24 protein-coding genes, 2 tRNA genes and 1 other RNA gene are annotated in these 24,490 nt (G+C 63.2%); 14 read left to right on the forward strand and 13 right to left on the reverse strand.

From position 1 onward, the window contains the following. Positions 1–19: 19 nt before the first annotated feature. Positions 20–550 carry a DUF6993 domain-containing protein gene (locus AC4CS3_RS15155; protein ID WP_490784153.1) on the reverse strand — a complete coding sequence of 177 codons (531 nt, stop codon included), beginning with the start codon at positions 548–550 and terminating at the stop codon, positions 20–22. Positions 551–690: 140 nt separating this feature from the next. Further along, positions 691–1,257 (reverse strand): single-stranded DNA-binding protein, encoded by a 567-nt coding sequence (locus AC4CS3_RS15160; protein ID WP_490784154.1) that lies wholly within the window; start codon positions 1,255–1,257, stop codon positions 691–693. 218 nt (positions 1,258–1,475) lie between these two features. On the opposite strand from AC4CS3_RS15160, the gene AC4CS3_RS15165 reads away from it, so the two are divergent. Together AC4CS3_RS15165 and AC4CS3_RS15170 are read left to right on the forward strand one after the other, a co-directional pair. Beyond that, positions 1,476–1,548 (forward strand) — tRNA-Arg (locus AC4CS3_RS15165). A gap of 132 nt (positions 1,549–1,680) precedes the next feature. Beyond that, positions 1,681–2,274, forward strand: coding sequence for a GNAT family N-acetyltransferase (locus AC4CS3_RS15170; protein ID WP_490784155.1), 594 nt, complete (start codon positions 1,681–1,683; stop codon positions 2,272–2,274). Positions 2,275–2,306: 32 nt separating this feature from the next. On the opposite strand, the gene map is transcribed toward AC4CS3_RS15170, so the two are convergent. Beyond that, entirely contained in the window at positions 2,307–3,074 is a 768-nt protein-coding gene (gene map, locus AC4CS3_RS15175) for a type I methionyl aminopeptidase (protein WP_490784156.1), read from the reverse strand. Positions 3,075–3,199: 125 nt separating this feature from the next. Here map and AC4CS3_RS15180 point away from each other — a divergent pair, with 125 nt between their 5' ends. Beyond that, positions 3,200–3,877 carry a DNA alkylation repair protein gene (locus AC4CS3_RS15180; RefSeq protein ID WP_490784157.1) on the forward strand — a complete coding sequence of 226 codons (678 nt, stop codon included), beginning with the start codon at positions 3,200–3,202 and terminating at the stop codon, positions 3,875–3,877. A gap of 5 nt (positions 3,878–3,882) precedes the next feature. Here AC4CS3_RS15180 and mptB (AC4CS3_RS15185) read toward each other — a convergent pair whose 3' ends face one another. Beyond that, positions 3,883–5,505 carry a polyprenol phosphomannose-dependent alpha 1,6 mannosyltransferase MptB gene (mptB, locus tag AC4CS3_RS15185; protein WP_490784158.1) on the reverse strand — a complete coding sequence of 541 codons (1,623 nt, stop codon included), beginning with the start codon at positions 5,503–5,505 and terminating at the stop codon, positions 3,883–3,885. Positions 5,506–5,800: 295 nt separating this feature from the next. Here mptB (AC4CS3_RS15185) and AC4CS3_RS15190 point away from each other — a divergent pair, with 295 nt between their 5' ends. Both AC4CS3_RS15190 and AC4CS3_RS15195 read left to right on the forward strand, forming a co-directional pair. Continuing rightward, positions 5,801–7,114: a glycosyltransferase 87 family protein gene (locus tag AC4CS3_RS15190; RefSeq protein ID WP_490784192.1), complete on the forward strand. Its 1,314-nt coding sequence runs from the start codon at positions 5,801–5,803 to the stop codon at positions 7,112–7,114. A gap of 34 nt (positions 7,115–7,148) precedes the next feature. After that, on the forward strand, positions 7,149–8,402 hold the full coding sequence (locus tag AC4CS3_RS15195) for a glycosyltransferase 87 family protein (RefSeq protein WP_490784159.1): 1,254 nt from the start codon (positions 7,149–7,151) through the stop codon (positions 8,400–8,402). Here the strand turns inward: AC4CS3_RS15195 and mptB (AC4CS3_RS15200) are convergent. Then, positions 8,386–10,011 carry a polyprenol phosphomannose-dependent alpha 1,6 mannosyltransferase MptB gene (mptB, locus tag AC4CS3_RS15200; protein WP_490784193.1) on the reverse strand — a complete coding sequence of 542 codons (1,626 nt, stop codon included), beginning with the start codon at positions 10,009–10,011 and terminating at the stop codon, positions 8,386–8,388. The two genes, AC4CS3_RS15195 and mptB (AC4CS3_RS15200), sit on opposite strands and share 17 nt — an antisense overlap. 151 nt (positions 10,012–10,162) lie before the next feature. On the opposite strand from mptB (AC4CS3_RS15200), the gene orn reads away from it, so the two are divergent. From orn to AC4CS3_RS15220, 4 genes are all read left to right on the forward strand, one after another. Continuing rightward, on the forward strand, positions 10,163–10,789 hold the full coding sequence (gene orn, locus AC4CS3_RS15205) for an oligoribonuclease (RefSeq protein WP_490784160.1): 627 nt from the start codon (positions 10,163–10,165) through the stop codon (positions 10,787–10,789). A 130-nt stretch (positions 10,790–10,919) separates the two neighbouring features. Then, positions 10,920–10,992, forward strand: a tRNA-His gene (locus AC4CS3_RS15210). A 124-nt stretch (positions 10,993–11,116) separates the two neighbouring features. Beyond that, complete coding sequence (gene def / locus AC4CS3_RS15215; RefSeq protein WP_490784161.1) at positions 11,117–11,689, forward strand: peptide deformylase; 573 nt, start codon at positions 11,117–11,119, stop codon at positions 11,687–11,689. A gap of 3 nt (positions 11,690–11,692) precedes the next feature. Then, the gene (locus tag AC4CS3_RS15220; RefSeq protein ID WP_490784162.1) at positions 11,693–12,544 is read left to right on the forward strand and encodes an acyltransferase domain-containing protein; all 852 of its coding nucleotides are present in this window, start codon (positions 11,693–11,695) and stop codon (positions 12,542–12,544) included. A gap of 26 nt (positions 12,545–12,570) precedes the next feature. Here AC4CS3_RS15220 and AC4CS3_RS15225 read toward each other — a convergent pair whose 3' ends face one another. From AC4CS3_RS15225 to rnpB, 4 genes are all read right to left on the reverse strand, one after another. Further along, positions 12,571–13,368 (reverse strand): HNH endonuclease family protein, encoded by a 798-nt coding sequence (locus AC4CS3_RS15225; RefSeq protein WP_490784163.1) that lies wholly within the window; start codon positions 13,366–13,368, stop codon positions 12,571–12,573. Positions 13,369–13,500: 132 nt separating this feature from the next. Continuing rightward, entirely contained in the window at positions 13,501–13,710 is a 210-nt protein-coding gene (locus AC4CS3_RS15230) for a hypothetical protein (protein ID WP_236811458.1), read from the reverse strand. A gap of 86 nt (positions 13,711–13,796) precedes the next feature. Then, positions 13,797–15,293 (reverse strand): glyceraldehyde-3-phosphate dehydrogenase, encoded by a 1,497-nt coding sequence (locus AC4CS3_RS15235; protein WP_490784164.1) that lies wholly within the window; start codon positions 15,291–15,293, stop codon positions 13,797–13,799. Between the two features lie 245 nt (positions 15,294–15,538). Beyond that, an RNA gene (gene rnpB, locus AC4CS3_RS15240) (RNase P RNA component class A) lies at positions 15,539–15,930 on the reverse strand. Positions 15,931–16,034: 104 nt separating this feature from the next. Here rnpB and AC4CS3_RS15245 point away from each other — a divergent pair. Then, entirely contained in the window at positions 16,035–16,799 is a 765-nt protein-coding gene (locus AC4CS3_RS15245) for a YaaA family protein (protein ID WP_490784165.1), read from the forward strand. Positions 16,800–16,870: 71 nt separating this feature from the next. Here AC4CS3_RS15245 and AC4CS3_RS15250 read toward each other — a convergent pair whose 3' ends face one another. Both AC4CS3_RS15250 and AC4CS3_RS15255 read right to left on the reverse strand, forming a co-directional pair. After that, complete coding sequence (locus tag AC4CS3_RS15250; RefSeq protein WP_490784166.1) at positions 16,871–17,608, reverse strand: zinc ribbon domain-containing protein; 738 nt, start codon at positions 17,606–17,608, stop codon at positions 16,871–16,873. 188 nt (positions 17,609–17,796) lie between these two features. Then, positions 17,797–18,714: a Nif3-like dinuclear metal center hexameric protein gene (locus AC4CS3_RS15255; RefSeq protein ID WP_437770571.1), complete on the reverse strand. Its 918-nt coding sequence runs from the start codon at positions 18,712–18,714 to the stop codon at positions 17,797–17,799. A 146-nt stretch (positions 18,715–18,860) separates the two neighbouring features. Between AC4CS3_RS15255 and msrA the strand changes: the two genes are divergently transcribed. From msrA to epsC, 3 genes are all read left to right on the forward strand, one after another. Continuing rightward, complete coding sequence (msrA, locus tag AC4CS3_RS15260) at positions 18,861–19,385, forward strand: peptide-methionine (S)-S-oxide reductase MsrA (RefSeq protein WP_441413529.1); 525 nt, start codon at positions 18,861–18,863, stop codon at positions 19,383–19,385. Positions 19,386–19,460: 75 nt separating this feature from the next. Then, complete coding sequence (gene cysK / locus AC4CS3_RS15265; RefSeq protein WP_441413530.1) at positions 19,461–20,396, forward strand: cysteine synthase A; 936 nt, start codon at positions 19,461–19,463, stop codon at positions 20,394–20,396. 50 nt (positions 20,397–20,446) lie between these two features. Then, positions 20,447–21,031: a serine O-acetyltransferase EpsC gene (gene epsC, locus AC4CS3_RS15270; RefSeq protein ID WP_490784167.1), complete on the forward strand. Its 585-nt coding sequence runs from the start codon at positions 20,447–20,449 to the stop codon at positions 21,029–21,031. Here epsC and AC4CS3_RS15275 read toward each other — a convergent pair. Together AC4CS3_RS15275 and gnd are read right to left on the reverse strand one after the other, a co-directional pair. Next, on the reverse strand, positions 21,028–21,861 hold the full coding sequence (locus AC4CS3_RS15275; protein WP_490784168.1) for an oxidoreductase: 834 nt from the start codon (positions 21,859–21,861) through the stop codon (positions 21,028–21,030). The genes epsC and AC4CS3_RS15275 overlap by 4 nt on opposite strands. A gap of 201 nt (positions 21,862–22,062) precedes the next feature. After that, a complete protein-coding gene (gnd, locus tag AC4CS3_RS15280; RefSeq protein ID WP_490784169.1) occupies positions 22,063–23,499 on the reverse strand; it encodes an NADP-dependent phosphogluconate dehydrogenase in 1,437 nt (478 codons plus the stop codon). Between the two features lie 233 nt (positions 23,500–23,732). On the opposite strand from gnd, the gene AC4CS3_RS15285 reads away from it, so the two are divergent. Beyond that, on the forward strand, positions 23,733–24,461 hold the full coding sequence (locus AC4CS3_RS15285) for a FadR/GntR family transcriptional regulator (RefSeq protein WP_437770575.1): 729 nt from the start codon (positions 23,733–23,735) through the stop codon (positions 24,459–24,461). Positions 24,462–24,490 lie beyond the last annotated feature (29 nt).

Raw genomic sequence — 24,490 nt, forward strand, 5'->3', positions numbered from 1 at the left:
TAACTCACATTCGGCCCTGCTAGCGGGAATCCCCGACGAAGCATTTGCCGCTGGCCAACACGGGCAGGACCGACACCGAAACCTGGCCGTCCCTGATCTCGCCCATGACGCAGTCCTTGTCCAGCCTGGCGGCGGCCTCGATAGCGTCGACGTCCAGTCCCGTCGGTGTCTTGCTCGCGGATACCTCCACAGCAGGCGCGGGGATGCCGGCCGAAACGAGTTGCGATCGCAATGCATCTTGTGCCGGTTTGGGGGTTGCGGCGGCAATGGTTTTGAGTACGGACTCCATGGTCTGCTTCAGGGAGGCAGTGCCAGGGCTGAGCGAAGCCGATGCCGACGGGCTTCCGGCACCGGGTGTGACAGCGGGAGTGGCACTGGCCGCACTCGATGGGGAAGGCGACGAAGCAGGCGATGAAACCGGCGCGCTTCCTGACACCACGGGAGCAGGCGCCGTGCAGCCCGCCACCAGCCCGGCCACGAGTAACGGCACCGCAAGCAGCAAACCCGGGCTCCCGGCCGCGTGGCGGCGTCCTAATGGCTTTTGCGGCATTCCCCTGCTCATCACCCGGCTATTCTGCCATGCGGCGTACTATCCGCCGCGCCGCATGGCATCCGCGGATGTCCGCGGCATCGACTGTTTCAGGCGCCGCGTCATTTCAGGCCTCGCGTCATTTCAGGCGCCACGTCATTTCAAGCCCGGGCGTCGACAAGTTCTCCGGTGTGAGTATCAACAAGAACCGACTCGTCGCCTTCTCCGGCCGAAAAGATAACTTCCCGCTCGGCTGCGGCACTGCCGTCCTCGTCGTCATGCGGGCCGTCTTCACCCTCTTCATCAGCCGAGGGCCACGGGTTCTCCGGCTCCGCCTCAGCGGCCGCGGGTGTGCTTTGCGGGCCGGTGCCACCGGTGGTCCGGATGAAGTTCGCCGAGCCCCACATGAGGTCATGCCCCACCGTTTCGGCGACGATTTCGGCAACGTGGTAGATCTTGCCGTCGTGTTCCCATTGCCTCAACTTGAGTTTTCCGACCACGATGACCCGCTGGCCCTTCTTGACGCTGCATCCGATGTTTCCCGCGAGATGCCTGAACGCCTGGACGCTGAACCAATTGGTGTTGCCATCCACCCAGACATCGTTCGCGCGGTCGAACCTGCGTGCCGTGGAGCCCAGCCGGAACGAGGCCGTCCTCGTTCCGCCGGGGGTCGTCGAACTCTTGGGTTCCGTGGCAACGAATCCACGGACTGTGATGATGTCATTCATGGTCTTGTCCTAACGTGAGTTGAGCTGCCTGCCTGGCTCCTTCAGCTTCACGTGCCGCGAACCTCCGCGGCAGTACCTAGTTCACGTATGTGGATAGCCCGACGCAATGGCCGCCTGTGGGGGAAGAGTCACGGTCGAAACCGAGCCGACTTCACAGGCAGCCGACGCAATGTAAACTCTTGATGGCACCTCAGCCACGCGCTGTGCGTGCGTCGCCTGCCTCGGTAGCTCAGAGGATAGAGCAGGAGCCTTCTAATCTCTTGGTCGGGGGTTCGATTCCCTCCCGGGGCACGCAAAGAGCGGCTCTGAGCTGCGGAAACGTAGTTCAGAGCCGCTCTTGGTTTTCGTCAGGCCGTGAAGACCCGCGGCCAGAGGCCAAGACAACCTGTGCCGTCCGCCCTCGCAGCGTTCTACGCTGTTCCTATGGTCCTGAACCTCGCCGGCTCCGCAGCCGTCACGACGGGCCCTGCAAGCTGGCCCGATGTTGAAAGGCTATTCGGCGGCCGCGGCGAGCCTTCGCGCTGTTGGTGCCGGTGGTTCGCCCTCACCGGGCAGGATTGGAAGACCACTCCACCTGAGGCTCGGAAGGAACAGCTCAAAGCCAAATTCGACGACGGCCCCGAACCTGGCGTCCTGGCGTTCCGGGGCGGCGAAGCAGTGGGCTGGTGCGCGGTGGAACCGCGCCAGTGCTATCCGCGCATCGAGCGATCCCAGATCCTCAAGGCCGCAGGAGCAAGTACCGCGGAAGGCCCGGGAGTTTGGTCGGTAAGTTGTTTCGTGGTTTCTCCCGGCCACCGCCGGAGCGGGGTGGCGGCCGCATTGCTGGACGCCGCCGTCGGGCATGCCTTCGCGCATGGCGCCGAAATCATCGAAGGCTACCCCGTGGATCCCGCTCTGCGGCCCAAGGCCGGTCCGGCCGATCTCTATCAGGGAACTGTGAAGTTGTTCGGTGCGGCTGGCTTCTCTACAGTTTCCACGGCGGTCCCCGGTAGGGCGGTCATGCGCCTGCGGCGCTGATTTCCGGGGTTCCGCATTCAGAAGCAACCCCGCTAAGGCAGCGTCAAGACAAGCGGTCCGTCCGCGGTGATCGCCACGGTGTGTTCGCTATGCGCCGCACGGCGGCCGTTGGCGGAGCGCAGGGTCCACTGGTCGTCGTCGTGGTAGTAGTCGTCACTGCCACCGAGGATCAACATCGGCTCGATGGCGATCACCAAGCCCTCCACGAGCTTCACCCCGCGGCCCGGCCGTCCGATGTTCGGCACACTCGGCTCGGCGTGCATGGTCCGGCCGATGCCGTGCCCACCGTGATCGGCAAGGATCCCGTAACCGCTGCGCTTGGCTTCTCCGCCAATGGCGTATGCAAGGTCGCCCATCTTGTTTCCAATCCGGGCAGCGTCGACTCCGCGGGCGAGGGCGGCGTCCGTGGCATCGATCAGCTCCTGGTCCACCGGATCCGCGGTGCCCACGATGAAACTGACTGCCGCGTCCCCGCACCAACCCTCCACGAATGCCCCGCAATCGACGCTCAACAGGTCCCCGTCCTGCAACACATATCCGTCCGGGATGCCGTGCACCACGGCGTCGTTGACGCTCGTGCAGATGACCCCTGAAAAGGGCGTGGACGCCCACCGCGGGCGGTAATTCAGGAACGCAGGCTTGGCTCCGGCGGCCTCCATGAAAGCGGCCGCAACCTCGTCCAGTTCCTTGAGCGACACACCGACCCGGGCGTGCGAACGAACCGCCGAAAGCGTGTTGGCAACCACCCTTCCGGCTTCGCGCATGAGCGCAATCTCTTCTGGCGTCTTCACCATGGACATCAGAGGCCTCCAAGCATCAAGAACAGGGGGCCGGACCGGCCCCAGGACGAACTCTTCAACCCACTCTAGGGGCCTCTTCATCGCAGTCAACCGGGAGGCGTGCGGGAGTGTCCTAAAGTCGCGGTATGGAACACCGAAGAATCGCCATCATCCGGGAACGCCTGCAGGCTGAGGCAGATCCGGACCGAGCGAAAGCGGCACAGGCGTACATGAAATCATCCATGCCTTCGCTCGGGGTCAAGGTCCCCGCAGTCCGACGCATCGCCCTCGCGACCGCGAAAGAAATCCCCTTCGAGTCCCCCGCCGAACTTCGTGACGATGTCCGGCTGCTGTGGCGGGAAGCTACATGGCGGGAAGAACGCTATGCGGCCATCGATCTGACCTCGCTCAAGTCCGTGGCCAAGGATCTGGAGATGTTGCCCCTATACGAAGAAATCATCCGGACCGGCGCATGGTGGGACTTCGTTGACGGCGTCTCCGACCGTATTTGTGCCCTTCTGCAACACCACCGGAGCACGCTGACCCCGCTCTTGAGGACATGGGCAAGCGACCCGGACATCTGGATCCGTCGCGCGGCCATCACCTCCCAGCTCAAGGCAAAGACGGCCACGGACCAAGAACTTCTCGCCACGACCCTTGACGCCAACCTGGCCGACAAGGAGTTTTTCATCAGGAAGGCAATCGGCTGGACCCTGCGGGAGTACGCCAAGACCGATCCTCAGTGGGTACTGAGCTACGTGGAAACCCGGCGGGCCAGGCTGAGCCCGTTATCCCTGCGTAAAGCGATGAAACACCTTGGGTGAAAGGTTCAGGACTTCGGCTTGAGCTTGAGCTTCAAAATCCCGCGGCGCGGGCGGAACAGCACGTGGGTCTTCTTGTCGAAGAACACCAGATAGGCGATGAAGGAGACCGCGATGGCGATGGCCACTCCACGCACCACCTCGATGGGGATCCATTGGAAGACACTCAATTGGTCCGTTAGCGCGATGAGGGTGAAGAACGCCGTCAAATAGAAGACCGTCCGAAGCTGGGCGCCGTCCGCGATGCCTGTCACGGTGAAGAACACGAGCAGCCACACCATGTACCAAGGCTGGATCACGGGCGCCAAGACGACGACGGCGGCGAAAGCCCAGGCCATCCGGCGAAGCACGGCCTTGTTGAACTCGGGTTCGTCGTCGAGCGGCGCAGGCATACCGATTCCGCGGCCGGGCGTGCGTACGGCGAGCCAGACGATAGCAAGCGCCGAGACCGCCGTTCCGGCGGTCTGGATAACATCCGTCACGGGAACGCCGGGACCCCCGAAAAGTCCGACGACGAATCCCGCCGTATGTGCCAGCAACCCCACTGGCGCGTACCAGATCCAGACGGCGCCGGGAGTCTGGAGGGCGCCAAGCCAGCCAAATCCCAGGCCGTTCACGAGGCCTGCGGCGCCCAGCAGGCCTAAGGACAAGCCCAACGTTGCCGTCCAGCAGAGCATTCTGCGGCCCCAGCCGGCACGGGCACCCGCCCACAGCAGCCCGGCAAAAGGCAAGGCAATCAAAGTAATCGGCTTGATGGCGATCGACGCCGTGATCAGCACGATTCCAAGCACGGGTCTTTTGACCGAGGCGAAGTACAGTCCGGCAACGACCAGACCCAACATCAAGGAGTCGTTGTGCGCGCTGGCGATGAAGTTGATCAGGAGAACCGGGTTGAGGACCCCAAGCCAGAGCGCCCGGTCCGGGTTCACGCCGTGGAGCGCAGCCAAACGGGGAACGTAGACAGCGAGCAGGACCACCCCGGCGAGGGCAGCCAGGCGGAAGGGAATCAGCGCAAGCTCCGGGACGCCGGCGCTCACCCACACGGCACCCTGTTCGATCCAGAGCCATAGCGGACCGTAAGGCGTAGGTGCTTCCGTCCACAATTTGTCTGGTCCGAGCGAAAAGTAGTTGCTCAGGGCCGAGATGCCGTTGGTATATGGGTTCAGGCCCTGCTCCATGAGCCGGCCCTGGCCGATGTAGGCATATGCGTCCCTGCTGAACAGCGGCAAACTGAACATCATCGGGAGAGCCCACATCCACAATGCGCGCCGGAGCACAGGACGCGAGGACGGGTTCCATCCGCCGATCCGCTGGGCAATGCGCAGCCAAGAGCGCAGGAGCAGGAGTGCGCCGAGGCAGAGCATCACGGTGCAGACGATCACGCCGACCGGAGATGTCCTGGCCATGATGAAGAGGGGCGTACGGATAAGGGAGCCGCTGGTTGTCGCCATCCAGCCGACACCGATCGAGCCCGCGACCATGAGCAACGACCCGACGAAACCTTGAAGGATCGCGGTCCGTGCCGCTTTGGCTATCACAGTGCCGTGTACCGGGGCGTTGGAATCGCCAAGCGCCTCTGGATGAGCCAACGAACTCCCCACCTCACGCTCACGAAACTTCGATGTCACCATCAAACAAAATCCTGTCCGGTTCCCTGCCGCATCCGGGCCAAAGTGGCACTGCCGGCTGCCATGGATTATTGCAACTGTAGCATCGCCACCCTTGGCTTCCCGGGGCCAAGCAGACCGTGGGTCTGCCCGTGAAAGTGGCCTGAGATAGGATGGATGGGGGTCTGGTTTGATGCCGAAGACCCACAGCCACGCTGGTTCCGCATGAAATTCAATGGAATCGATGTTGTCTGGAGCGGCTCCGGCCGCTGCCGCTTACGGCACCCTGTGACGATAACTACCTGACAAGGATCCTCCCATTTCCACGGACTCATTCTTCAGCGCGCTCACACGGTTCCGCCATCGTGTTCTTCCCTCTTCGGTGGAGGCGAGGCTCAATTCTCCTAAGGGCCTGCTCGTAGGCTTCTGCGTCGTGCACTTGGTCTTCCTCGTGTTCGCGCTGATCCTTTCCCTGCGCGGCGAGGCCTTCAGCGACACTTTCATCTACCGGGACTGGACCTCGGCAGGATTCCGGGATGAGAACCTCAGCAGCGGCCCAAGCCCTTGGGTCTACCCAGTTCTCGCCTTGGTCCCAATGGCCATCGCGGGCTTGGCCGGACCCGGTCCGTTCTTTTTTCTCTGGGTACTCATGATCACCGTGCTCAACGGCGTCGCTCTCGCCAAGCTCACGGGACGGGGCCGCCGTCGCGAGGCCATCCCGGCGGGATGGTGGTGGCTGGTCTTCGTCTTCATCATGGGTTGGCTGGGATTCGCCCGGGTGGACGGGTTGACTGCCCCCATCGTGTTGATCGCCTTGGCGTACGGGGTGTCGCACCCTTTCATTGCCTCGACCCTCCTGAGCGTTGCCACCTGGATGAAGGTCTGGCCGGCCGCCGTCATGTTGTCGTTGTTCACTGTGGTCAAGCAGAGAACCAAAGTGGTGGCTGCCGGAATTCTGACCAGCGTTCTGGTCATCGCACTCACGGCGGCTGTAGGCCAACTGCCGAAACTACTCAACTTCCTGACCCAGCAAGGCGATCGCGGCATGCAGTTGGAAGCCACCTTCACCACTCCTTGGTTGTGGCTCTCGGTCCTCCATGTTGGTGACTCGAGAATGTACATGAACACTGACATCAACTCGATGCAGGTGGATGGCCCCGGCACGGCCTTCATGTCGTTCCTCATGCAGCCGCTTCTTGTCCTGGCCGCGATCCTGGTGGCTGCCCTGACTTTCTGGGCGCTCCACAACGGCAAGCGAACCGGCGGCGCGGACCGCACCGAACTGTTGTTGGCCGGCTCCCTGACCATGGCCACGGCCTTCGTCGTGTTCAACAAGGTCGGGTCCCCCCAGTTCATGGTGTGGCTCGCGCCCGCTGTCGCCGTCGGGCTTGCCCACAGCTGGAGGGAATGGCGGGTTCCCGCGGCGATGCTTATCGCGATCGGGGTGGCGACGTACTTCATCTACCCCCTCTTCTATGACGCACTCAGCCACAACAACCCCTTCATGGCGCTCGTGTTGACGGTGCGCAATGTCCTTCTCGTGGTCCTGTTCTGCTGGTCCGTGCGCCGCCTGTACCTTTTGGGCAAGAAGATCCCGGCCGACGAACCGGCCGCCGCTGCCAAGGAGTCCTGAGATTTCCGTTCGATTCTTTGACGGGCTCGCCCGCGTGCGCGACGCCGCCCTGCCGCCTGCCGCCGTCGCATGGTTCGGCCGTCCGTCCAGCGTTTGGTGGGGTTTCGCCGCCATCCATGTGTATTTCCTCGGCTGGATGGCAAGCTTCTTCCTGTCCGGAAACACATTCAGCGACACTGAGCAGTACCGCCAGTGGGCGACGGCCGGCTACAACCCTGCCGATCTCCACGGAGCGATCAGCCCCTGGGTCTACCCGGTGCTCGCCCAGATTCCGATCTTCCTGGCCAACATCGCGGGTCCGGGTCCTTACCTGCTGGTGTGGACGTTGATCATCACTGCGCTCAATGCCGCCGGCTTGTTCATCTTGACCCGCGGTCCGCGCAGGACAACCGGAATTGCCCCTGCCTGGTGGTGGCTGTTTTTCACCGCTTTCATGGGCTACCTCAGCTTTGCCCGCGTGGAAGGCATCACGGCACCCATCGTGTTGGTCGCGTTGCTGTATGCCGCCACGCGGCCCGTGGCCGCGGGCATCCTCCTCAGCATCGCCACGTGGATCAAAGTCTGGCCGGCAGCCGTTTTGGTACCGATTATCATCGCGAGCCACCGCAGGCTGCGGATCATCGCATGCGGCGCCGCCGTGACCGCGGCCGTCGCACTGAGCACCTATCTTTTAGGCGGCCTCCCGCATATCCTCGACTTCCTGACAAACCAGGGTGAGCGCGGCATGCAACTCGAAGCCACGTTCTCAACCCCTTGGGTCTGGTTGAGCGTGCTCAACGTCGGCGGTTCCAAAATCGCCGACAACGTCGCCATCAATTCCACCGAGGTGTACGGACCGGGTGCCAATGTGGCGGCGTTCATGATGCAGCCGCTCTTGGTGCTTGCCGCCGTCGCCGGCTCTGCCCTGTTGCTTTGGGCGCTTCGGCGGGGTGCCGAACCGGAAGAGCTGTTTCTTGAGGGCGCCCTCATGATGACCACCGCGTTCATCGTGTTCAACAAGGTGGGTTCGCCGCAGTTCATCATTTGGCTTGCCCCGGTGGTGATCGCCGGGCTGACCCACGATTGGAATCGTTGGCGGGTTCCTGCCGCCCTCCTGATGGGGATCGCAATGACGACTTTCGTGATCTACCCGCTGTTCTACACGCCGCTGATCCATGCCAACCCAGTGATGGCAACAGTACTCACCGCGCGGAACGTGCTTCTGGTCGTCCTGCTCTGGTGGTCCGTGCAGCGGACCTTGGAACTGGGCCGCAAGTCCGGCGCAAGAACCGCTATCCGGAGCGCCTGAGCCGCTGCTCAAGCCTGCGGAGCACTTGCGCAGGGCTGGAGCGGATCAGCAATCTGCGCGTGTGAACGTCCAACACCATCAGGTAGACGGTGAATCCCAAGGCCACCAGGAAGGCCAGAGAGGACACTTTGACGTTCAATTCCACGAAGGACAACACCGAAATCTGGTCCTGCGCGCCGAAGGCCACGAAGAACGTCACGGCGACATAGAGGGACTTGATCTGCCAGTCGTCCCTGATGCCCGTGACCGCGAGCAGCGGGATGAACCACAGGATGTACCACGGCTGGATAATCGGAGAAAGCATGACGACGGCGGCAAACGCCAGGGCCGCGCGTCGCACCAGCCGTGAATAGTCGCCGCGGAACATCAGTACCACCACGAGCCCGATTCCGGCCCACTTCATGAGTGTCCGGAGCCCCGTGGCCACTGTGGACCCAGGCAGGCCCAGGAGATTGGCGATCACCTCGACCTGCTGGCCCAGGAAGCCCGAAGGCGAATATCCGGTGTAGCCCGGCGTCGGATCAAGGATGGCCCAGACCCATCCAAAGCCAAGGTTGTAAGGAATTCCGCTCACCGCCAGGACAGCAAAGCTGATACCCGCCGTCGCGCCCCAGAACAGGAACTTGCGGGCCCAACTCGCTGCCGGACCCGCCCACATGAGGCCTATGAATGGCAAGAGAAGTACTGTGATCGGCTTGATGCCGATGGAAGCCGTGACCAGCAGAAGCCCCGTGATGTGGCGCCCGGTGGCCGCAAAATACATTCCGGCGACCGCCAGGCCCACCATGAGGGCGTCATTGTGGGCGCTGGCGACGAAGCTGATGAGAAAGAGCGGGTTGGCCACGGCGATCCACAGCGCGCGGCCGGGATTGATCCCGTGCAGTTCGGCGAGCCTGGGAACATACACCACGCAGAGCAGTACTCCCACGGTCGCAAGAACGCGGAAGAGCAACACGGAAAAATCGGGTTGGGCGTCGGTGATGCCCACCACCCACCTGGCGAGCCACAGGAAGTAAGGTCCGTACGGCGTCTTCGCTTCAGCCCAGGCAGGATCGGCACCCAGGGAAAACCAGTTGCTGAGCGAGGAAATGCCCGCGGTGTAAGGGTTCTGGCCTTCCAGCACCAGCCTCCCTTGGCCGGTGTAGGCGTACACGTCGCGCGAATAGATGGGCACGGCAAACATCAGGGGCGCCGCCCACGCGGCGACAGCGACAACCACGGATCTGAGCGAGCCGGGTCCCCAGTCCTTGAGCCTTTGCCCGAGCCTCAACCATGACCTGACCAAAAGCATGGCCCCGGCCGTCAGCAGGATGGTGGAGGTCGTCACGCCCCAGCCCTCCGTGCGCAGGGCGATGACAAGTGGGTGCCTGAACATGGGCGAGCCGTTCGCGATCCAGCCGGCGCCGATCGAACCCACGAAGATCATCAGGGATCCAAAAAACCCTTGCCAGATTGCCACGTAGGCCTTGGTCTGGCCGGGGATGCCGGCGCCGAGATGCGCGGCGTTCGGAGAATAGAGACTCGCGGCGGCCTTCTCCGACGGCACCGCGGGTTCCTTTGCCTCATCCCGGCTATTTGAGGTGCCCACGCCCATTCCGCCTGCCGTCATGATATTCCAGTCCCTACGTACATTGGTCCAGCTCATCGATGCAGGCAACAACCGCTCGACAACGGCCCAGTTTACCAGCCACAGTACGCCGCAGGCGCGGAATGGAGCGCCCCGCCACCCTCCCTGCGCGCCTGAACGGTAGGCTGGACGAGTGCCTATTACTAATGAACGCATCGTCTGGATCGACTGTGAGATGACCGGTCTCGACCTGGTAAACGACGCCCTGATCGAGGTCGCGGCCCTGGTCACCGATTCGGAGCTGAATATCCTGGGTGACGGGGTCGACGTCGTCATCAAACCCGAAGACGCCGCACTTGAGCAGATGAACGACTTCGTCCGCGACATGCATACCCGCTCGAAACTCCTCGACGAGCTTCCGCACGGCAAGACCATGGCCGAAGCCGAAGCGATCGTTCTGGAGTACATCGAGAAGTGGGTACCCGATCCGAAGAAGGCGCCGCTGGGCGGGAACTCAGTCGGAACCGACCGGATGTTCCTCGCGCGGGACATGCCCAACATCGTTGAACACCTCCACTACCGTGTCATCGACGTGAGCACCATCAAGGAGCTCTCGCGCCGATGGTTCCCCCGCGCGTATTTCCAGTCGCCCGCCAAACACGGCGGCCACCGCGCGCTCGGAGACATCAAGGACTCCATCGACGAACTGCGCTACTACCGCGAAGCCGTGTTCGTTCCGGCTCCCGGTCCTGATACAGCAACGGCCCAGAAGATTTCCAAGCAGATTGCAGCCGACGGGGAGACCCCGGCAAGGACGTGATCTGGGGCACCTTTTCGGGAATTTTCAGCCAAACGGTCAAAAGTGGCAAAACCACCCCCTAAGACGGGGTATAGTTTTTGTCGTTGCCTTCGCAGCTAACGGGTCATTCCGAAAGCGTAAAAGGCGCATGGTGGGCGTAGCTCAGTTGGCAGAGCGCCTGGTTGTGGTCCAGGAGGTCGCGGGTTCAACCCCCGTCGCTCACCCTCACGGGATCGGTAGTTGTTTATCGATCGCAGCCAAAGGCCGTACTGGTTATCCAGTGCGGCCTTTGCTTTGTCCCGGCCGATTTCGGCCATTCCAGGCCCGAGAACCAGAGGAACACCTGACATGACCGTCCTGCCAGTCACCATCTGGGGCGAGCCCGTGCTTCATCGCCGGGCGAGCGAGGTGGAAAAGTTCGACGACGAGCTGCGCACCTTGATTGCCGACATGTTCGAGACCAATGAAGCCGCCAACGGCGTCGGGCTGGCCGCACCCCAGGTGGGGGTCGGCAAACGGATCTTCATCTTCAAATACGCGAACGACGACGACGCCCCGGACGAAGGCGTCCTGGTGAACCCGGTCCTCACCCTCTCCAAGGTCCCCGGCGCCCTTCCCGATCCCGAGGAAGACGTCGAAGGCTGCCTGTCATTCCCCGGGGAGCACTACCCCCTGCAGAGGGCCGAATGGGCCCGCGTCCAGGGATTCGACGGCTACGGCAACCCGGTGGATTTCGTGGCGACTGGCTGGTTCGCGAGGGTCATGCAGCACGAATTCGACCACCTCGACGGCAAGCTCTATGTGGACCGGCTGGCTGACCGCTACGCCAAGAAGGCCATGAAGCAGGCCAAAAAGAACGGCTGGGGAGTTCCCGGTCTGAGTTGGATGCCGGGTGTTGACCCGGACCCCTTCGGACACTGACCGATGACCGGCAAAACGCAGGACGAATTGTTCAAGCTTCTCGACATCCAGGGCGAGGACGCTTTTGGGTGTGCCTCGCTGCTGGAGTCACCTCCTGGAGACGGTACTCGACGGGCCCTTGCCAGCCTTGACGCGCGCCTGGGCGTCTTTCCAAGCAAATCTGCCACCATGGACGACTGCACGGAATCGGACTGGATCGAGGCGCTCCTGCGTTTCGCGCCGGTAGTCCACCGCCATCATCTTTCCCTTGGCATCCCGCCGGAATCCTCCGCCGCGATCCTGGCCGATGTAGGACTGAACCTTCGAATCAACCGACGGGTCCACGGTCGCTTCGGCCTGGACACGTGGGCATGGCTGACCCTCCACATGGCCGGAAACATCTTCCGGATCGGCCGCTTGCAATTTCACCTTGTCCACGGTGACGCGGGAGGCCCCGCCGCCGCTGGCGACTCCTGGGTGCTGGGCGTGCACATCCCCGAGGATGGCGGCCTCTCCCCCGCCCTCGTGGACACGAGCCTCAGCCAGGCCAGGGAGTTCTTCGACCGATACTTTCCGGCCAAGGCGGTCTCCGTGGCGAGCTGCGACTCCTGGATGCTGGATCCCTACCTGGCCCGGAAACTGCCGCACAGCAACATCGCCGCTTTTGCCCGCCGATTCACCCTGGACCGCTGCTCAGACGCTCCGAGCGACGCTGTCTACTTCACCTTCCGGCAGCGGGGCATGGAAAACCTTGATCGGCTCCCCCGCGAGACGTCGCTTCAGAGGGTGGTGCTGGAAAGGATCGACGACGGCGGGGTCTGGCAACTCGGACACGGCCACCTGATGCTTCCCCCAGCGCAGGCCAACCAGGCCTGACGCGGCCGCCCCGCGCCCTCAGGCGGCTACATCGCCCTGATGGTCCGCTGACCGGGGCACGAGTCCAGGACGCGCCTCATGGCGTCTTTCTCCGCCTGGGTGATCCAGAGCCGGTACGCGGCTTTGACGGAAACCTGCCGGGCTACGTAATGGCAGCGAAAACCCTTGTTGGCAGGGAGCCAGCTCGCGGCGTCGCCCGCGCCTTTCTTCAGGTTGGCCGGACCGTCAACGGCAATTAGGTTGAGCGGGTCATTGGCGAGGCTTTGGCGCTGTTTGGCAGTGAGCTGCTGGGCACCCTTCTGCCAGGCATCCCCAAGAGCCACCACATGATCGATTTGTACGGCCGAGCTGCTTTCGGAGCCCCTGCGGAAATGGATGTCCTGGCCGGTGTACGGCTCGCGCAGCTTCCCGGACGCGACCCTGCATTTGGAGGCTGCCGTGAACTCCGCTGCCGTAAGATCCCGCCTCAGGATGTCGTTCCTGGTATCGCATCCGTTTCGGTCGAGGTCGAGCCAGGCCTGGCCGAATTCGTTGCGGTCGTAGTTGTCCTTGGCTGCGCGCCCCTTCACAGGAAGCGCCTCCAAGGCATCAGCGGCCGAACCGGCCGGTACCGGCTGAACAGCTTCCACCGGCTTCATCCAGTTCGGGTCGAAGACAGGAGCTTCCGTTGGTCCATTGATCGGGTCCTGGCCAACTGCGAACTGGCCGTTGGTGAAGAACCACCCGATGCCCGTAAGTCCACCGGCGAGGATGAGGATCAGCAGCACCCAGGCCTGTCGCGACTGGCGGCGGGTGCGTCGATAGGCGGCCCAGGTGGTGCTCAAGGGATTGCGTCCTTTCGGGCAGGAATACGTCCCTTGAGACTAGTTGAGGCGCTGTTCGCCGACGCTGATATCCACAGTGTGGAGGACAGGTCAGAATGTCGGAACAATCACAGCGCAAGCTGCAGCGGCGGCCTACTGCTCCTTGGTGACGCGTTTCAGGTCTTCGGCCGCCAGCTCAAGAAGGGACCCCAATTGGATGACCCTGTCCTCGGAGATATCCCCCGCCGCGTGTGCGGCCTTGGCTTCGTCGAGCAGCCGCTGGGCCTCCTTGAGGTTGGCGCGCGCTACATCCAGTGCGTGTTCAAGGGTTGTTTCGTGATCCAGAATCTTTTCGCTTTCCATGCGTCCATTCTGGTCAGGTTTCCCGGCTGATACCAGCGCATCAGCCGGGAATACCCTGTGTCTTTCCTCGCGTTGGCCGGAGCCGGCTAGACGCCAGCTGGCTCCAAGGTTGCCTTACGTTCAAGGTTCACAGCGACGCCGCGTGCCGGGAACGACGGCGGGTTCACGCCGGCCATTTCTTCCATGACGCGCACTACCTGGCAGGAGTAACCGAATTCGTTGTCGTACCAGACGTAGACCACGAGGTGCTTGTCGGTGGCGATGGTGGCCAGGCCGTCCACGATGCCAGCACGGCGGGAGCCGACGAAGTCCGTGGAGACGACCTCGGGTGAGTCGATGAAGTCGATCTGCTTCCGTAGCTCCGAGTGCAGGGACATTTCGCGAAGGTAGTTGTTGACTTCCTCCTTCGTGGTTCCCTTTTCAAGGTTCAGGTTCAGGATGGCCATCGACACGTCCGGAGTGGGAACGCGGATCGCGTTGCCGGTCAGCTTGCCTTGCAGTTCCGGAAGGGCCTTCGCCACCGCCTTGGCCGCACCGGTTTCGGTGATGACCATGTTCAGGGCAGCCGAGCGGCCGCGGCGGTCGCCCTTGTGGAAGTTGTCGATCAGGTTCTGGTCGTTCGTGAACGAGTGCACGGTTTCCACGTGGCCGTGGATGACACCGAACCTGTCGTTGAGTGCCTTGAGCACCGGGGTGATGGCGTTCGTGGTGCAGGAAGCTGCGGTGACGATCTTGTCCGTGTCCTCGATGGAGGAGTGGTTGATGCCGTGGACGATGTTCTTCAGATCACCCTTGCCCGGAGCCGTGAGCAGCACCCGCGCGACACCCTTGCTCTGCAGGTGCTGGGACAGGCCCTCGGCGTCGCGCCAACGGCCCGTGTTGTCGACCACGAGGGCATCCTTGATCCCGTAGGCCGTGTAGTCCACGGTGGAGGGGTTGTCCGAGTAGATGACCTGGACCTGGACACCGTTGGCCGTGATCGTGTTGGCGGCCTCGTCCACGCGGATGGTGCCTTCAAAGGACCCATGCACCGAGTCACGCCGCAGCAGGCTGGCGCGCTTGACAAGGTCGTTTTCGGCCCCCTTGCGGACCACGATCGCGCGCAGGCGCAGGCCATGCCCGCCGCCGGCCTTTTCGATCAGGAGGCGCGCCAGCAGGCGGCCGATGCGGCCGAAACCGTAGAGCACGACGTCGGTGCTGGTCCGGTCGTCCGCGCCGCGGCGCCCGACAACCTCGGCAAGCTCGGCGCGGAGGAAGTCTTCCAGGGGCGTTCCGGGGGCTTCGGCCTTGTACTTCTCGTTCAGGCGGGCGATGTCGATCGCAGCGGCCCCGAGATCAAGTTCGGCCAGTGTGTTCAGCAGCGGCGCGGTTTCTTCGAGCAGGAGTTCGTCCTTGCTCATCCGGCGCGCAAACCGGTGGGCTTTCAGGATGTTCATCGACGACTTGTTGATGAGGCTGCGCCCGTGGATGCTCGTCACCACGTTGTTCTCACGGTACAGCCGGCCGATCACCGGAATCATGGCCTCGGCCAGCGCTTCGCGGCCCATCCACGTATCAAGACAAGAATCTGATGACTGGCTCACAGAACTACCTTCCTAGGGTCAGCTACATACGTCCTCGTACGTAGATGGTGGCCGCCCGGAGTAATCCTGCGGCACTGGCATCGGCGGGACTTCGGTCTGCCCGGACACCTCGAACGTTGCAAAGAAAAACCGCCGGCTGCGAACGCAGAACCGGCGGTGGAACTTCTACGTTCAGTGTCCATTCTAAGGTCTGGCACGGGGCGCCTTGGCCCCCGGAATGCGTGAAATCACTCACACAAGGCTGTGGGATGGGTTGACCGATACGCCGGGTTCTGTCCTCCCCCGCCGTTGCCGGCGAAGGAGTGGCGACCATCCATCTACGAACGCCGTTGCCGACGCCCTCCAGCGGCCTACCCGGACACTCGGGCGAGCAGCCCTCGATCGTGCCCTGTCTGGCCTTGCTCCGGGTGGGGTTTACCTAGCCTCCCTGGTCACCCAAGGAGCTGGTGGTCTCTTACACCACCGTTTCACCCTTACCCGCTGCCTGCCTGTGCTGGCACAAGCAGACGCAGGCGGTCTGTTCTCTGTGGCACTGGCCTGCGGGTTACCCCGAGTGGGCGTTACCCACCACCCTGCCCTGTGGAGCCCGGACGTTCCTCGAGCCACTCACGTGGCGCGCGGCCGCCTAGTCAACCCATCCGCCCTATAGTCTACCGGCGTCGGGCCCCCGCATTTTCAGACAGCACTGCCGATCCGTTCTGCCTGGACAACCAGCGACAGCAATACCGCTAATATCGACTGGTGCTGATTCTGCTGCCACCTTCCGAAGGCAAGACCCCCGCTGCCAAGGGCTCCGCCGTCGAATGGGAGTCCCTGAGCTTTCCGGAACTCAACAGCTACCGGGCCAAAGTGCTCGACGCGCTCGGCCTGGTCAGCGCGCACGAGGACGCCCTCGCACTCCTGGGGGTGGGCGCATCCTTGAAGGACGACGTCGAACGCAATACCCGGCTCCACGCCGAACCCGCAGCCCCGGCCCATCAGGTGTATTCCGGTGTTCTCTACGACGCGCTTGGCTACAAGACCCTCACACCGGCGCAGCGCCGCAAGGCGGTGGAGTCGGTCCTCGTGGTGTCCGCCCTGTGGGGCGCCATCGGCTTCGGCGACCAAGTGCCCGCGTACCGCTTGTCCATGGGAACGGCACTGCCCGACGTCGGGCGCCTCGCGTCGTTCTGGAAGCCGCAGCTTACACAGGCCCTCGCCGCGCGGGTGGAGGGCGAACTGCTCGTGGACTGCCGCTCCAGCACCTACGCCGCGGCTTGGGCACCGCCCCCGGCGCAGACTGTCGCCGTCAACGTCTTTTCCGAGTCCAATGGCAAACGCACCGTCGTCAGCCACTTCGCCAAGCACACCCGCGGCGAACTGGCCCGGCACTTGCTGAGCCGTCGAGGCAAGGCGCCCGGCACGCCCGAACAGCTGCTCAAGGCAGCCGCGGAACTGTGGACTGCGGAGTTGACGGAAGGCACGGCGCGCAAGCCGCACACCCTCAGCATCATCCTCCCCAACTGACTCGCAGTAGGTGTCGTTTTCAGCCGTGAAAACGACATTAACTGCTAGTCAGTTGGGTGGGGACAAGGCTGTTAGTTCCACTCGGCGGAGCGCACCAGGATGCAGCCGGAATCGGGGCAGAACACGATCTCGTCTTCGGCCGCGGCTTTGACCTCGGCAAGGTCGCCGGGACTGAGCGTCATTCCCGAGCCTTCGGACTTCCCATGGAAAAGCCTGGCGGCCCCCACCCCGCGCTTGGCAAGGGTCTTTTCGTAGATAGCCAGCATCCCGGCGTCGAGCCCTTCGGCGAAGCCGGTCCGCTGAGCGCGTACATCCGTCTCTTCGGCAACAATCTCGGCGATCGCGCTGTCCAGCTCGGCACGGATCCCGGAGAAGGAACCCTGGATGTCATCGACGATCTGCTGTTGCGCGGCTTGACGCTCCCTGAGTCCGTCCAGGCGTTCCAGGATTTCGAGCTCGACATCCTCAAGGTCCGAACGTCGCTTGTTAAGCGAGGCGATATCGCTTTGCAGCGCAACGAGATCCTTGGAAAGTCCGGTGCCGCTGTTCAACCTGGCTTCGTCCCGCTCAATGCGGCTGGCCACTTGCTCGACGTCTGCCTCTGACCTGCGTAGCTCTGTTTCGGCGTCGTGGACAGCAAGTTTCGCGGTTCCGAGCGCACCGTTGGCCACGCCGAGGGCGTCCTGGAGATCGGTGATGCGGGGGTCGGTCTCCAAAGTGCGACGGCGGTTCGCCAAGGATTTGAGCTTCGCATCCAACCCCTGCAGTTCGAGCAATTTCAACTGTTCCGCCGGTGCTGCCTTGGCCACGCTTACCTCCGCTTGATCGTGCCGGGGATGATATTCAGCCCCAGCCAGGCCTTGGGCCTGTTTGTCTCGACTCTATCGCCTAGGGCGCTCCCCTGCCTCGCTACATCCCCACCGGCTCCCAAACCTCGCTGCGCTCGGTGTGGGTCCCTCGCCGGAGTGGGCCCTGGAACGGAGCTCGCACGCCAGGCTTAGCCCGGAGTCAGAATGAAGTCCCAGGGATCGCTGTTGGTGGAAGCCACCCGGATCTCGACGTCGTGACCCTGGTCCGCGAGCACGTTGCCGAGCGCTTCGGCCGCGGCGGGCAGCCACAGCCACTCACTCGCGAAGTGCGATACGTCAACGAGGTACGGCCTGCCGTCAACGGCAGCTTCGCGGGCCTCGGATGCAGGGTGGTGCCGCATATCCGCGGTGACGTAGATGTCCGCCTGGCTGGCGCGGACGGCGTCGAAGAGACTATCTCCGGCTCCGCCGCAAACGGCCACACGCCGCACGAGTCCATCCTTGTCCCCGGCGACCCGCACGCCGCCGGCCACTGAGGGCAGGATCTCGAATACCCGGGCGGCGAAATCTCCCAGGGTCATGAGTTCGGGCAGGTCGCCGACCCGGCCGATCCCCTCTTCCGGCAAGCCGTGTGCCGCAGGAGCCAGCGGGACAACGTTGTCCAGCCCGAACGCGTCGGCCAGGACATCGGAAACGCCTCCGACGGCGGAGTCCCCGTTCGTGTGGACGGTCAGCAGCCCGGTACCTGACTCAATGAGCCGATGGACAGCAAGGCCCTTGGCGGTGGTGGCAGCAACGGAGGTGACGCCCTTGAGCAGCAAAGGATGGTGCGTAACGAGGAGCTCGGCGCCCCATTCGATGGCTTCTTCAATGGCGGCGAGGGTCGGATCTACAGCGAACATGACCTTGGTGACGGTGGCGGTGGGCCGTCCGACCACGAGCCCTACCTCGTCCCATTCCTCGGCGAGCGATTCCGGCCAGAGCTCCTCCACTGCCAATAGGACCTGACCTAGCGTAGGGGTGCTGGCTCTTGGAGTTCCGGCTGCACCATTCTCCGGTTCTTCGCCGGATCCTGTATCTGCAACCGCGGTGTTCACAGCTTCCATGCATTACATTCTTGCGCATCCGGCGGCCAAGTCGCGCCTGCGGGAACCGGGCTGTTCGAGATTGTTGCCACTGGCCGGTTCTGCGCCGTCACAGTCCCGTAAGGTTGTGCGGGAATCATCCGGGACTCCCAGCCATTGAAGAGATCATGAAAACTTTTGTACTTGGCGGAGGCTGCTTCTGGTGCCTCGACGCCGTCTATCAGAAGACCAAGGGCGTCAGTTCCGTGGTTTCCGGCTACACGGGCGGGCACATCCGCAACCCTGATTATTACGATGTCTGCTCCGGAATGACGGGCCACGCGGAGGTCGTCGCCGTGACTTTCGAGGAGGACATCATTCCGGCGGACATCATCCTCGACATGTTCTTTGCGCTGCATGATCCCACCACTCTCAACCGCCAGGGCTACGACGTCGGGACACAGTACCGTTCCTCGATGTTCTACACCACCACGGAAGAAAAGATCCTCTTCGAAGAAGCCATCCTGCGGAACCAGGAACTGTGGTCCAAGCCGATTGTGACCGAAGTCAGCAGGCTGCCGGAATTCTACGAAGCGGAGTCCATCCACCAGGACTACTACGCCAAGTTCCCGGAGCAGGGCTATTGCCAGGTGATCATCAACCCCAAGCTCGCCAAGGCCCGGAAATATTACTCTTCGTGGCTCCGCGCGTAGCAGCGTGTAGCACCGCTCGTTAGGCTGACCTCAGCAGTAGCTATTTCAGCGAATTCAGAGAATAGGCATGATTACATGGCACGGATCTACGACGACGTCACCCAGCTGATCGGCGGAACCCCCCTGGTCCGCTTGAACAGGCTCACCGAAGGCTTGGGCGCCACGGTTGCCGTGAAGCTGGAGTTCTACAACCCCGCCAATAGCGTCAAAGACCGTATCGGCGTCGCGATCGTCGACGCCGCCGAGAAGTCCGGTGCGCTGAAGCCGGGCGGCACCATCGTCGAGGGAACCTCCGGCAACACCGGCATCGCACTGGCCCTCGTCGGCGCGGCGCGCGGTTACAAGGTCATCCTGACTATGCCGGAAACCATGTCCACCGAGCGCCGCGTCATGCTGCGCGCCTACGGTGCTGAGATTGTCCTGACCCCCGGCTCGGAAGGCATGCGCGGAGCCGTCGAGAAGGCCCAGGAAATCGTGGCCAACACTGAGAACTCCGTCTGGGCCCAGCAGTTCGCCAACGAGGCAAACCCGGAGATCCACCGCACCACCACGGCCGAGGAAATCTGGGCAGACACCGACGGCGGCGTGGACATCTTCGTCGGCGGCGTCGGCACCGGAGGGACCATCACCGGCGTCGGGCAGGTCCTGAAGGAACGCAAGCCCGAGATCCAGATCGTGGCCGTCGAGCCCAAGGACTCCCCCATCCTGAACGGCGGCGCTCCCGGCCCGCACAAGATCCAGGGCCTTGGCGCGAACTTCATTCCGGAAATCCTGGACACCAACGTCTACGACGAGGTTCTCGACGCAACCCTCGAGGACTCAGTTGCCACCGCGCGTGCCCTCGGCACCAAGGAAGGCATCTTGGGCGGAATCTCGGCCGGCGCCGCCGTCTGGGGTGCGCTGGAGCTCGCAAAGCGTCCGGAGAACAAGGACAAGCTCATCGTGGCAATCGTTCCCGACTTCGGCGAACGTTACATCTCCACCGTGCTTTTTGACGACATTCGCGGCTGATTGCGGACCCCGCGCAACCGCTTTCTTTCATTTCCTGTAGAAAGGTCTTTGTGAGCTTCTTCGCAAGACTTATGGAGGACCTCGAGGCCGCCCGGTCACACGACCCGGCGGCCCGAGGCTCCTTTGAGAACTTTTTTGCCTACTCCGGCCTTCATGCCATCTGGGCGCATCGCCTGACGCACAAATTGTGGCAAAACCCCGAGCTGCGGTTCCCGGCACGGCTCATTTCGCAGCTTGCCCGCTTCCTGACCGGCATCGAGATCCACCCCGGCGCGACCATCGGCCGCAGGTTCTTCATTGACCACGGCATGGGTGTGGTCATCGGTGAGACCGCCGAGATCGGCGAAGACGTCATGATCTACCACGGCGTGACGCTGGGCGGCCGTTCCTTGGCCAAGGTCAAACGACACCCCACCATCGGAAATCGGGTCACCATCGGAGCCGGGGCCAAGGTCCTTGGTCCCATCACCATAGGCGCCGACAGTGCCATAGGCGCCAACGCCGTCGTGGTCAAGGACGCACCGCCTGAGTCGATCATCACCGGTGTTCCCGCAACGTGGAGGCACCGTGATGCCAAGAGCGAAACGAAACCCGCCGTCGATCCCGCCGAGTACTACATCGAGTACCGGATCTAGCCGGAAAAGCGTTTGCAGGCGTTCCAGAAAACCGTGTCGAAGGCCCGGTCGGGAAGTACCCTACGCAAGGCCAGAATGGTCCAGGCTCCCCTGCCCACCGGGTAACGGGTCCTGGGCTTTCGCGACGTCGCCGCATGGACTATGGATCCCGCCACAGTACGCGGGTGCGTCGAAAGCGCGGTTCCCGACGTCGACGCCAGGGCAGCCGCCACGATCCCGGCCTGCTCGCGATACGGTCCGTGTCCGGAAACCGTCAGCAGGCTCTCCCCGGCAATGGTTCCCCATTCCGTGTCCGTGCCGGCAGGCTCGATGATTGCCACGTCGATGCCATGGGGCTTCAGTTCCAGGCGCAAGGAGTCGCTGAGGCCCTCGACGGCGAATTTTGTTGCGTGGTACCAGGCGCCCAGGGGCTCATACATTTTGCCGCCGATCGAGGAGACGTTGATGATCCTGCCGGAAGCCGCAGCACGCATTACGGGAATCACCAGTTGGGACATCCGGGCGAGACCGAAGACGTTGACCTCGAACTGGCGCCGCCCCTCATCCAGTGGAACCTCTTCCAAGGAACCGTAGGACCCATATCCGGCATTGTTGACCAGTACGTCGATCCGTCCTTGCTCGGCCAAGACAAGCTCCACCGCGGCCTTCATCGAGTCATCCTCGGTGACGTCCAGGGACAACACCTTGATTCCGTGGGCTTTGAGCGGCTCCATCTTCTCGACCCGCCGTGCCCCCGCGTACACGACCATTCCTGCCTTGCTGAGCTTGATGGCGGCTTCGAAACCGATTCCGGTTGACGCCCCTGTGACAAATGCGACGCGTTGCGGCATGGACTGCTCCTCGTGTGACGGGTGGTGTTTTCCTTCAGGACGTACCAACGGCAAAGGCCGGCGCCTCCACAGTAACGCGGAAGCACCGGCCTTTGACTTGAACCGAATCGGGCCTGCCCCAAGAGTGGGGCAGCAGGGTCCCTACGTGGCGACGGAGTCGACACGAAAGGGCCTGCCCCAATCTGCGGGGCAATGGGGTTCTTAGTGCGTGTCGACTGCCGAGATCTCGGACTTGTCTTCGCCCCACAGGGTGTGGAAAGTGCCCTCGGCGTCGACGCGGCCGTAGGTGTGCGCACCGAAGAGGTCACGTTGGCCCTGGATGACTGCTGCAGCGAGGCGCTTGCGGCGAAGTCCGTCGTAGTAGGCCAGCGACGAGGAGAACACGGGAACCGGGATGCCCAGCTGGACAGCCGTTGCCACCACGCGGCGCCATGCCGGCAGCGCCCCGGCGATCGCCTTGGTGAAAGCAGGGGCGAACAGCAGGTTGGCCGGCTTCTCCTCGGCTGCGTAGGCGTTGGTGATTTCCTTGAGCAGCTCGGCGCGGATGATGCAGCCGCCGCGCCACAGCGAAGCGATTTCATCGAGCTTGAGGTCCCAGCCGTATTCCTTCGCGGCGGAAGTAAGCATGTCCAGGCCCTGTGCGTACGAAACCAGCTTGGAAGCGTAAAGAGCCTGGCGGACGTCCTCGACGAAGTTCTCGGGGACCTCGACGTCGATTTCCTCGCCGGCGAGCAGCTCCTGGCCAAGCCTGCGCTGCTCTGCCTGGGAAGACAGGGCCCGCGCGAAGACGGACTCTGCGATGCCCGAAACCGGGGAGCCCAGCTCGAGGGCGGAGATGACCGTCCAGCGGCCGGTGCCCTTCTGGCCGGCAGCGTCGACGACGACGTCGACGAACGGCTTGCCCGTCTTGGCGTCAACGTGCCCAAGGACCTCTGCGGAGATTTCGATCAGGAAGGAAGCGAGTTCGCCCTTGTTCCATTCGGCGAAGATCTTGGACTGCTCGGCCGGCTCGATGCCGGCGCCGGAACGGAGGAGATCGAAGGCTTCGCCGATGACCTGCATGTCGGCGTATTCGATGCCGTTGTGGACCATCTTGACGAAGTGTCCGGCGCCGTCGGTGCCGATCCAGGCGCAGCAGGGCTGGCCGTCAACCTTGGCCGAGATCTTTTCGAGCAGCGGGCCCAAGGCGTCGTAGGACTCCTTGGAACCACCGGGCATGATGGAAGGGCCGTTGAGGGCGCCCTCTTCGCCGCCGGAAACACCGACGCCCACGAAGTGCAGGTCCTTCTCGGCCAGCGCGGATTCGCGACGGCGGGTGTCCTCGTAGTGCGAGTTACCGGCGTCGATCACGATGTCGCCGGGCTCCAGCAAGGGAACGAGCTGGTCGATGACGGCGTCAACCGGCTTGCCGGCCTTCACCATGATCAGGACACGGCGGGGCTTCTCGAGGGAGTCCACGAGTTCCTGGAGGGTTTCCGTGCGGATGAAGTCGCCGTCCGTGCCGTGCTTGGCGAGCAGGGCGTCGGTCTTTTCGACGGAGCGGTTGTGGAGGGCAACGGTGAAGCCGTTGCGGGCCAGGTTGCGGGCCAGATTGGCGCCCATCACCGCGAGGCCGGTGACACCGATGTGTGCTGACATCAAAACTCCAATTCATTCTTGTGCATCGAGTCCTGCTAGGAGCGAGGAAACGCTTTCTAGAGCAGTAGCTGGAATAAACCATACGTATTCGGACCACGTCTGGGAAAGTTGCGCCCACGTTTTGGAAACGTCCGCGTCACAAAAGAGTCTATGTTGCGAGCTCGTACTGTGGGGAGTTCGCCGGCGTCCGGGCTTCCGGTGGCGGAGCGGTCAACGCCACTATGCTTACGACTATGTCAACCAGTCTCCACTACCGCGCTGTCGAGCACCTGGGTACCCGGATCGTCGGCGGTAAGCTCCCCACCGGTCACGTCATGCTGGCTGAGCATCTTGAGGAGGAACTCAAAGTGTCGCGGTCGGTGGTACGTGAGGCCGTCAGGGTACTGCAGTCTCTGGGACTGGTGGAAACCATCAAGCGAGTTGGCATCCGGGTCCTTCCCGCGCACCGCTGGAATCCCTTCGATCCGCTGGTCATCCGCTGGCGGCTGGCCGGAGAAGGCCGCGGCGCACAGTTGCGCTCCCTCGCCGAACTCCGCTCCGCCGTCGAACCCGTAGCTGCGGAACTGGCCGCGGAAAACGCCCCGGAGTCCCTGCGCAGCGAACTGGTGGAGATCTCCCTGGCCATGCGTGAAGCAGGCCGTGCGGGCGACATGCCCACCTTCCTGGATCTCGACATCCGCTTTCACGCCCTTGTGCTTTCCGGTTCCGGCAATGAAATGTTCGCGAACCTGATTGGGCAGGTCACGGAGACACTCACCGGCCGGACAGTTCACGGCCTCATGCCGGAACATCCGAAGGAAGCGGCCCTGCAATGGCATCTGGATGTCGCCCAAGGCATCAGGGACGGAGACGGCGACAAGGCCCGCGAGGCCTCCTCCAACATCATGCGGGAGACCATCGCGGACCTGTCACCGGGCTGGGAGGGCCAGCCACGGGTATTTGTTCCAGTCGAGCGGCGCTAACGGCTGGGAGCCGGCGCCGCCCGACTGAT

Source organism: Arthrobacter sp. SE2 (assembly GCF_058244265.1).

Excerpts from the sequence above, each read along its gene's own strand:
- AC4CS3_RS15155 (WP_490784153.1), bottom strand. The coding sequence starts at position 550 with ATGCCGCAAAAGCCATTAGGACGCCGCCACGCGGCCGGGAGCCCGGGT.
- AC4CS3_RS15160 (WP_490784154.1), bottom strand. The coding sequence starts at position 1,257 with ATGAATGACATCATCACAGTCCGTGGATTCGTTGCCACGGAACCCAAG.
- AC4CS3_RS15170 (WP_490784155.1), top strand. The coding sequence starts at position 1,681 with ATGGTCCTGAACCTCGCCGGCTCCGCAGCCGTCACGACGGGCCCTGCA.
- map (WP_490784156.1), bottom strand. The coding sequence starts at position 3,074 with ATGTCCATGGTGAAGACGCCAGAAGAGATTGCGCTCATGCGCGAAGCC.
- AC4CS3_RS15180 (WP_490784157.1), top strand. The coding sequence starts at position 3,200 with ATGGAACACCGAAGAATCGCCATCATCCGGGAACGCCTGCAGGCTGAG.
- mptB (WP_490784158.1), bottom strand. The coding sequence starts at position 5,505 with ATGGTGACATCGAAGTTTCGTGAGCGTGAGGTGGGGAGTTCGTTGGCT.
- mptB (WP_490784193.1), bottom strand. The coding sequence starts at position 10,011 with ATGACGGCAGGCGGAATGGGCGTGGGCACCTCAAATAGCCGGGATGAG.
- def (WP_490784161.1), top strand. The coding sequence starts at position 11,117 with ATGACCGTCCTGCCAGTCACCATCTGGGGCGAGCCCGTGCTTCATCGC.
- AC4CS3_RS15220 (WP_490784162.1), top strand. The coding sequence starts at position 11,693 with ATGACCGGCAAAACGCAGGACGAATTGTTCAAGCTTCTCGACATCCAG.
- AC4CS3_RS15230 (WP_236811458.1), bottom strand. The coding sequence starts at position 13,710 with ATGGAAAGCGAAAAGATTCTGGATCACGAAACAACCCTTGAACACGCA.
- AC4CS3_RS15255 (WP_437770571.1), bottom strand. The coding sequence starts at position 18,714 with ATGGAAGCTGTGAACACCGCGGTTGCAGATACAGGATCCGGCGAAGAA.
- msrA (WP_441413529.1), top strand. The coding sequence starts at position 18,861 with ATGAAAACTTTTGTACTTGGCGGAGGCTGCTTCTGGTGCCTCGACGCC.
- cysK (WP_441413530.1), top strand. The coding sequence starts at position 19,461 with ATGGCACGGATCTACGACGACGTCACCCAGCTGATCGGCGGAACCCCC.
- AC4CS3_RS15275 (WP_490784168.1), bottom strand. The coding sequence starts at position 21,861 with ATGCCGCAACGCGTCGCATTTGTCACAGGGGCGTCAACCGGAATCGGT.
- gnd (WP_490784169.1), bottom strand. The coding sequence starts at position 23,499 with ATGTCAGCACACATCGGTGTCACCGGCCTCGCGGTGATGGGCGCCAAT.
- AC4CS3_RS15285 (WP_437770575.1), top strand. The coding sequence starts at position 23,733 with ATGTCAACCAGTCTCCACTACCGCGCTGTCGAGCACCTGGGTACCCGG.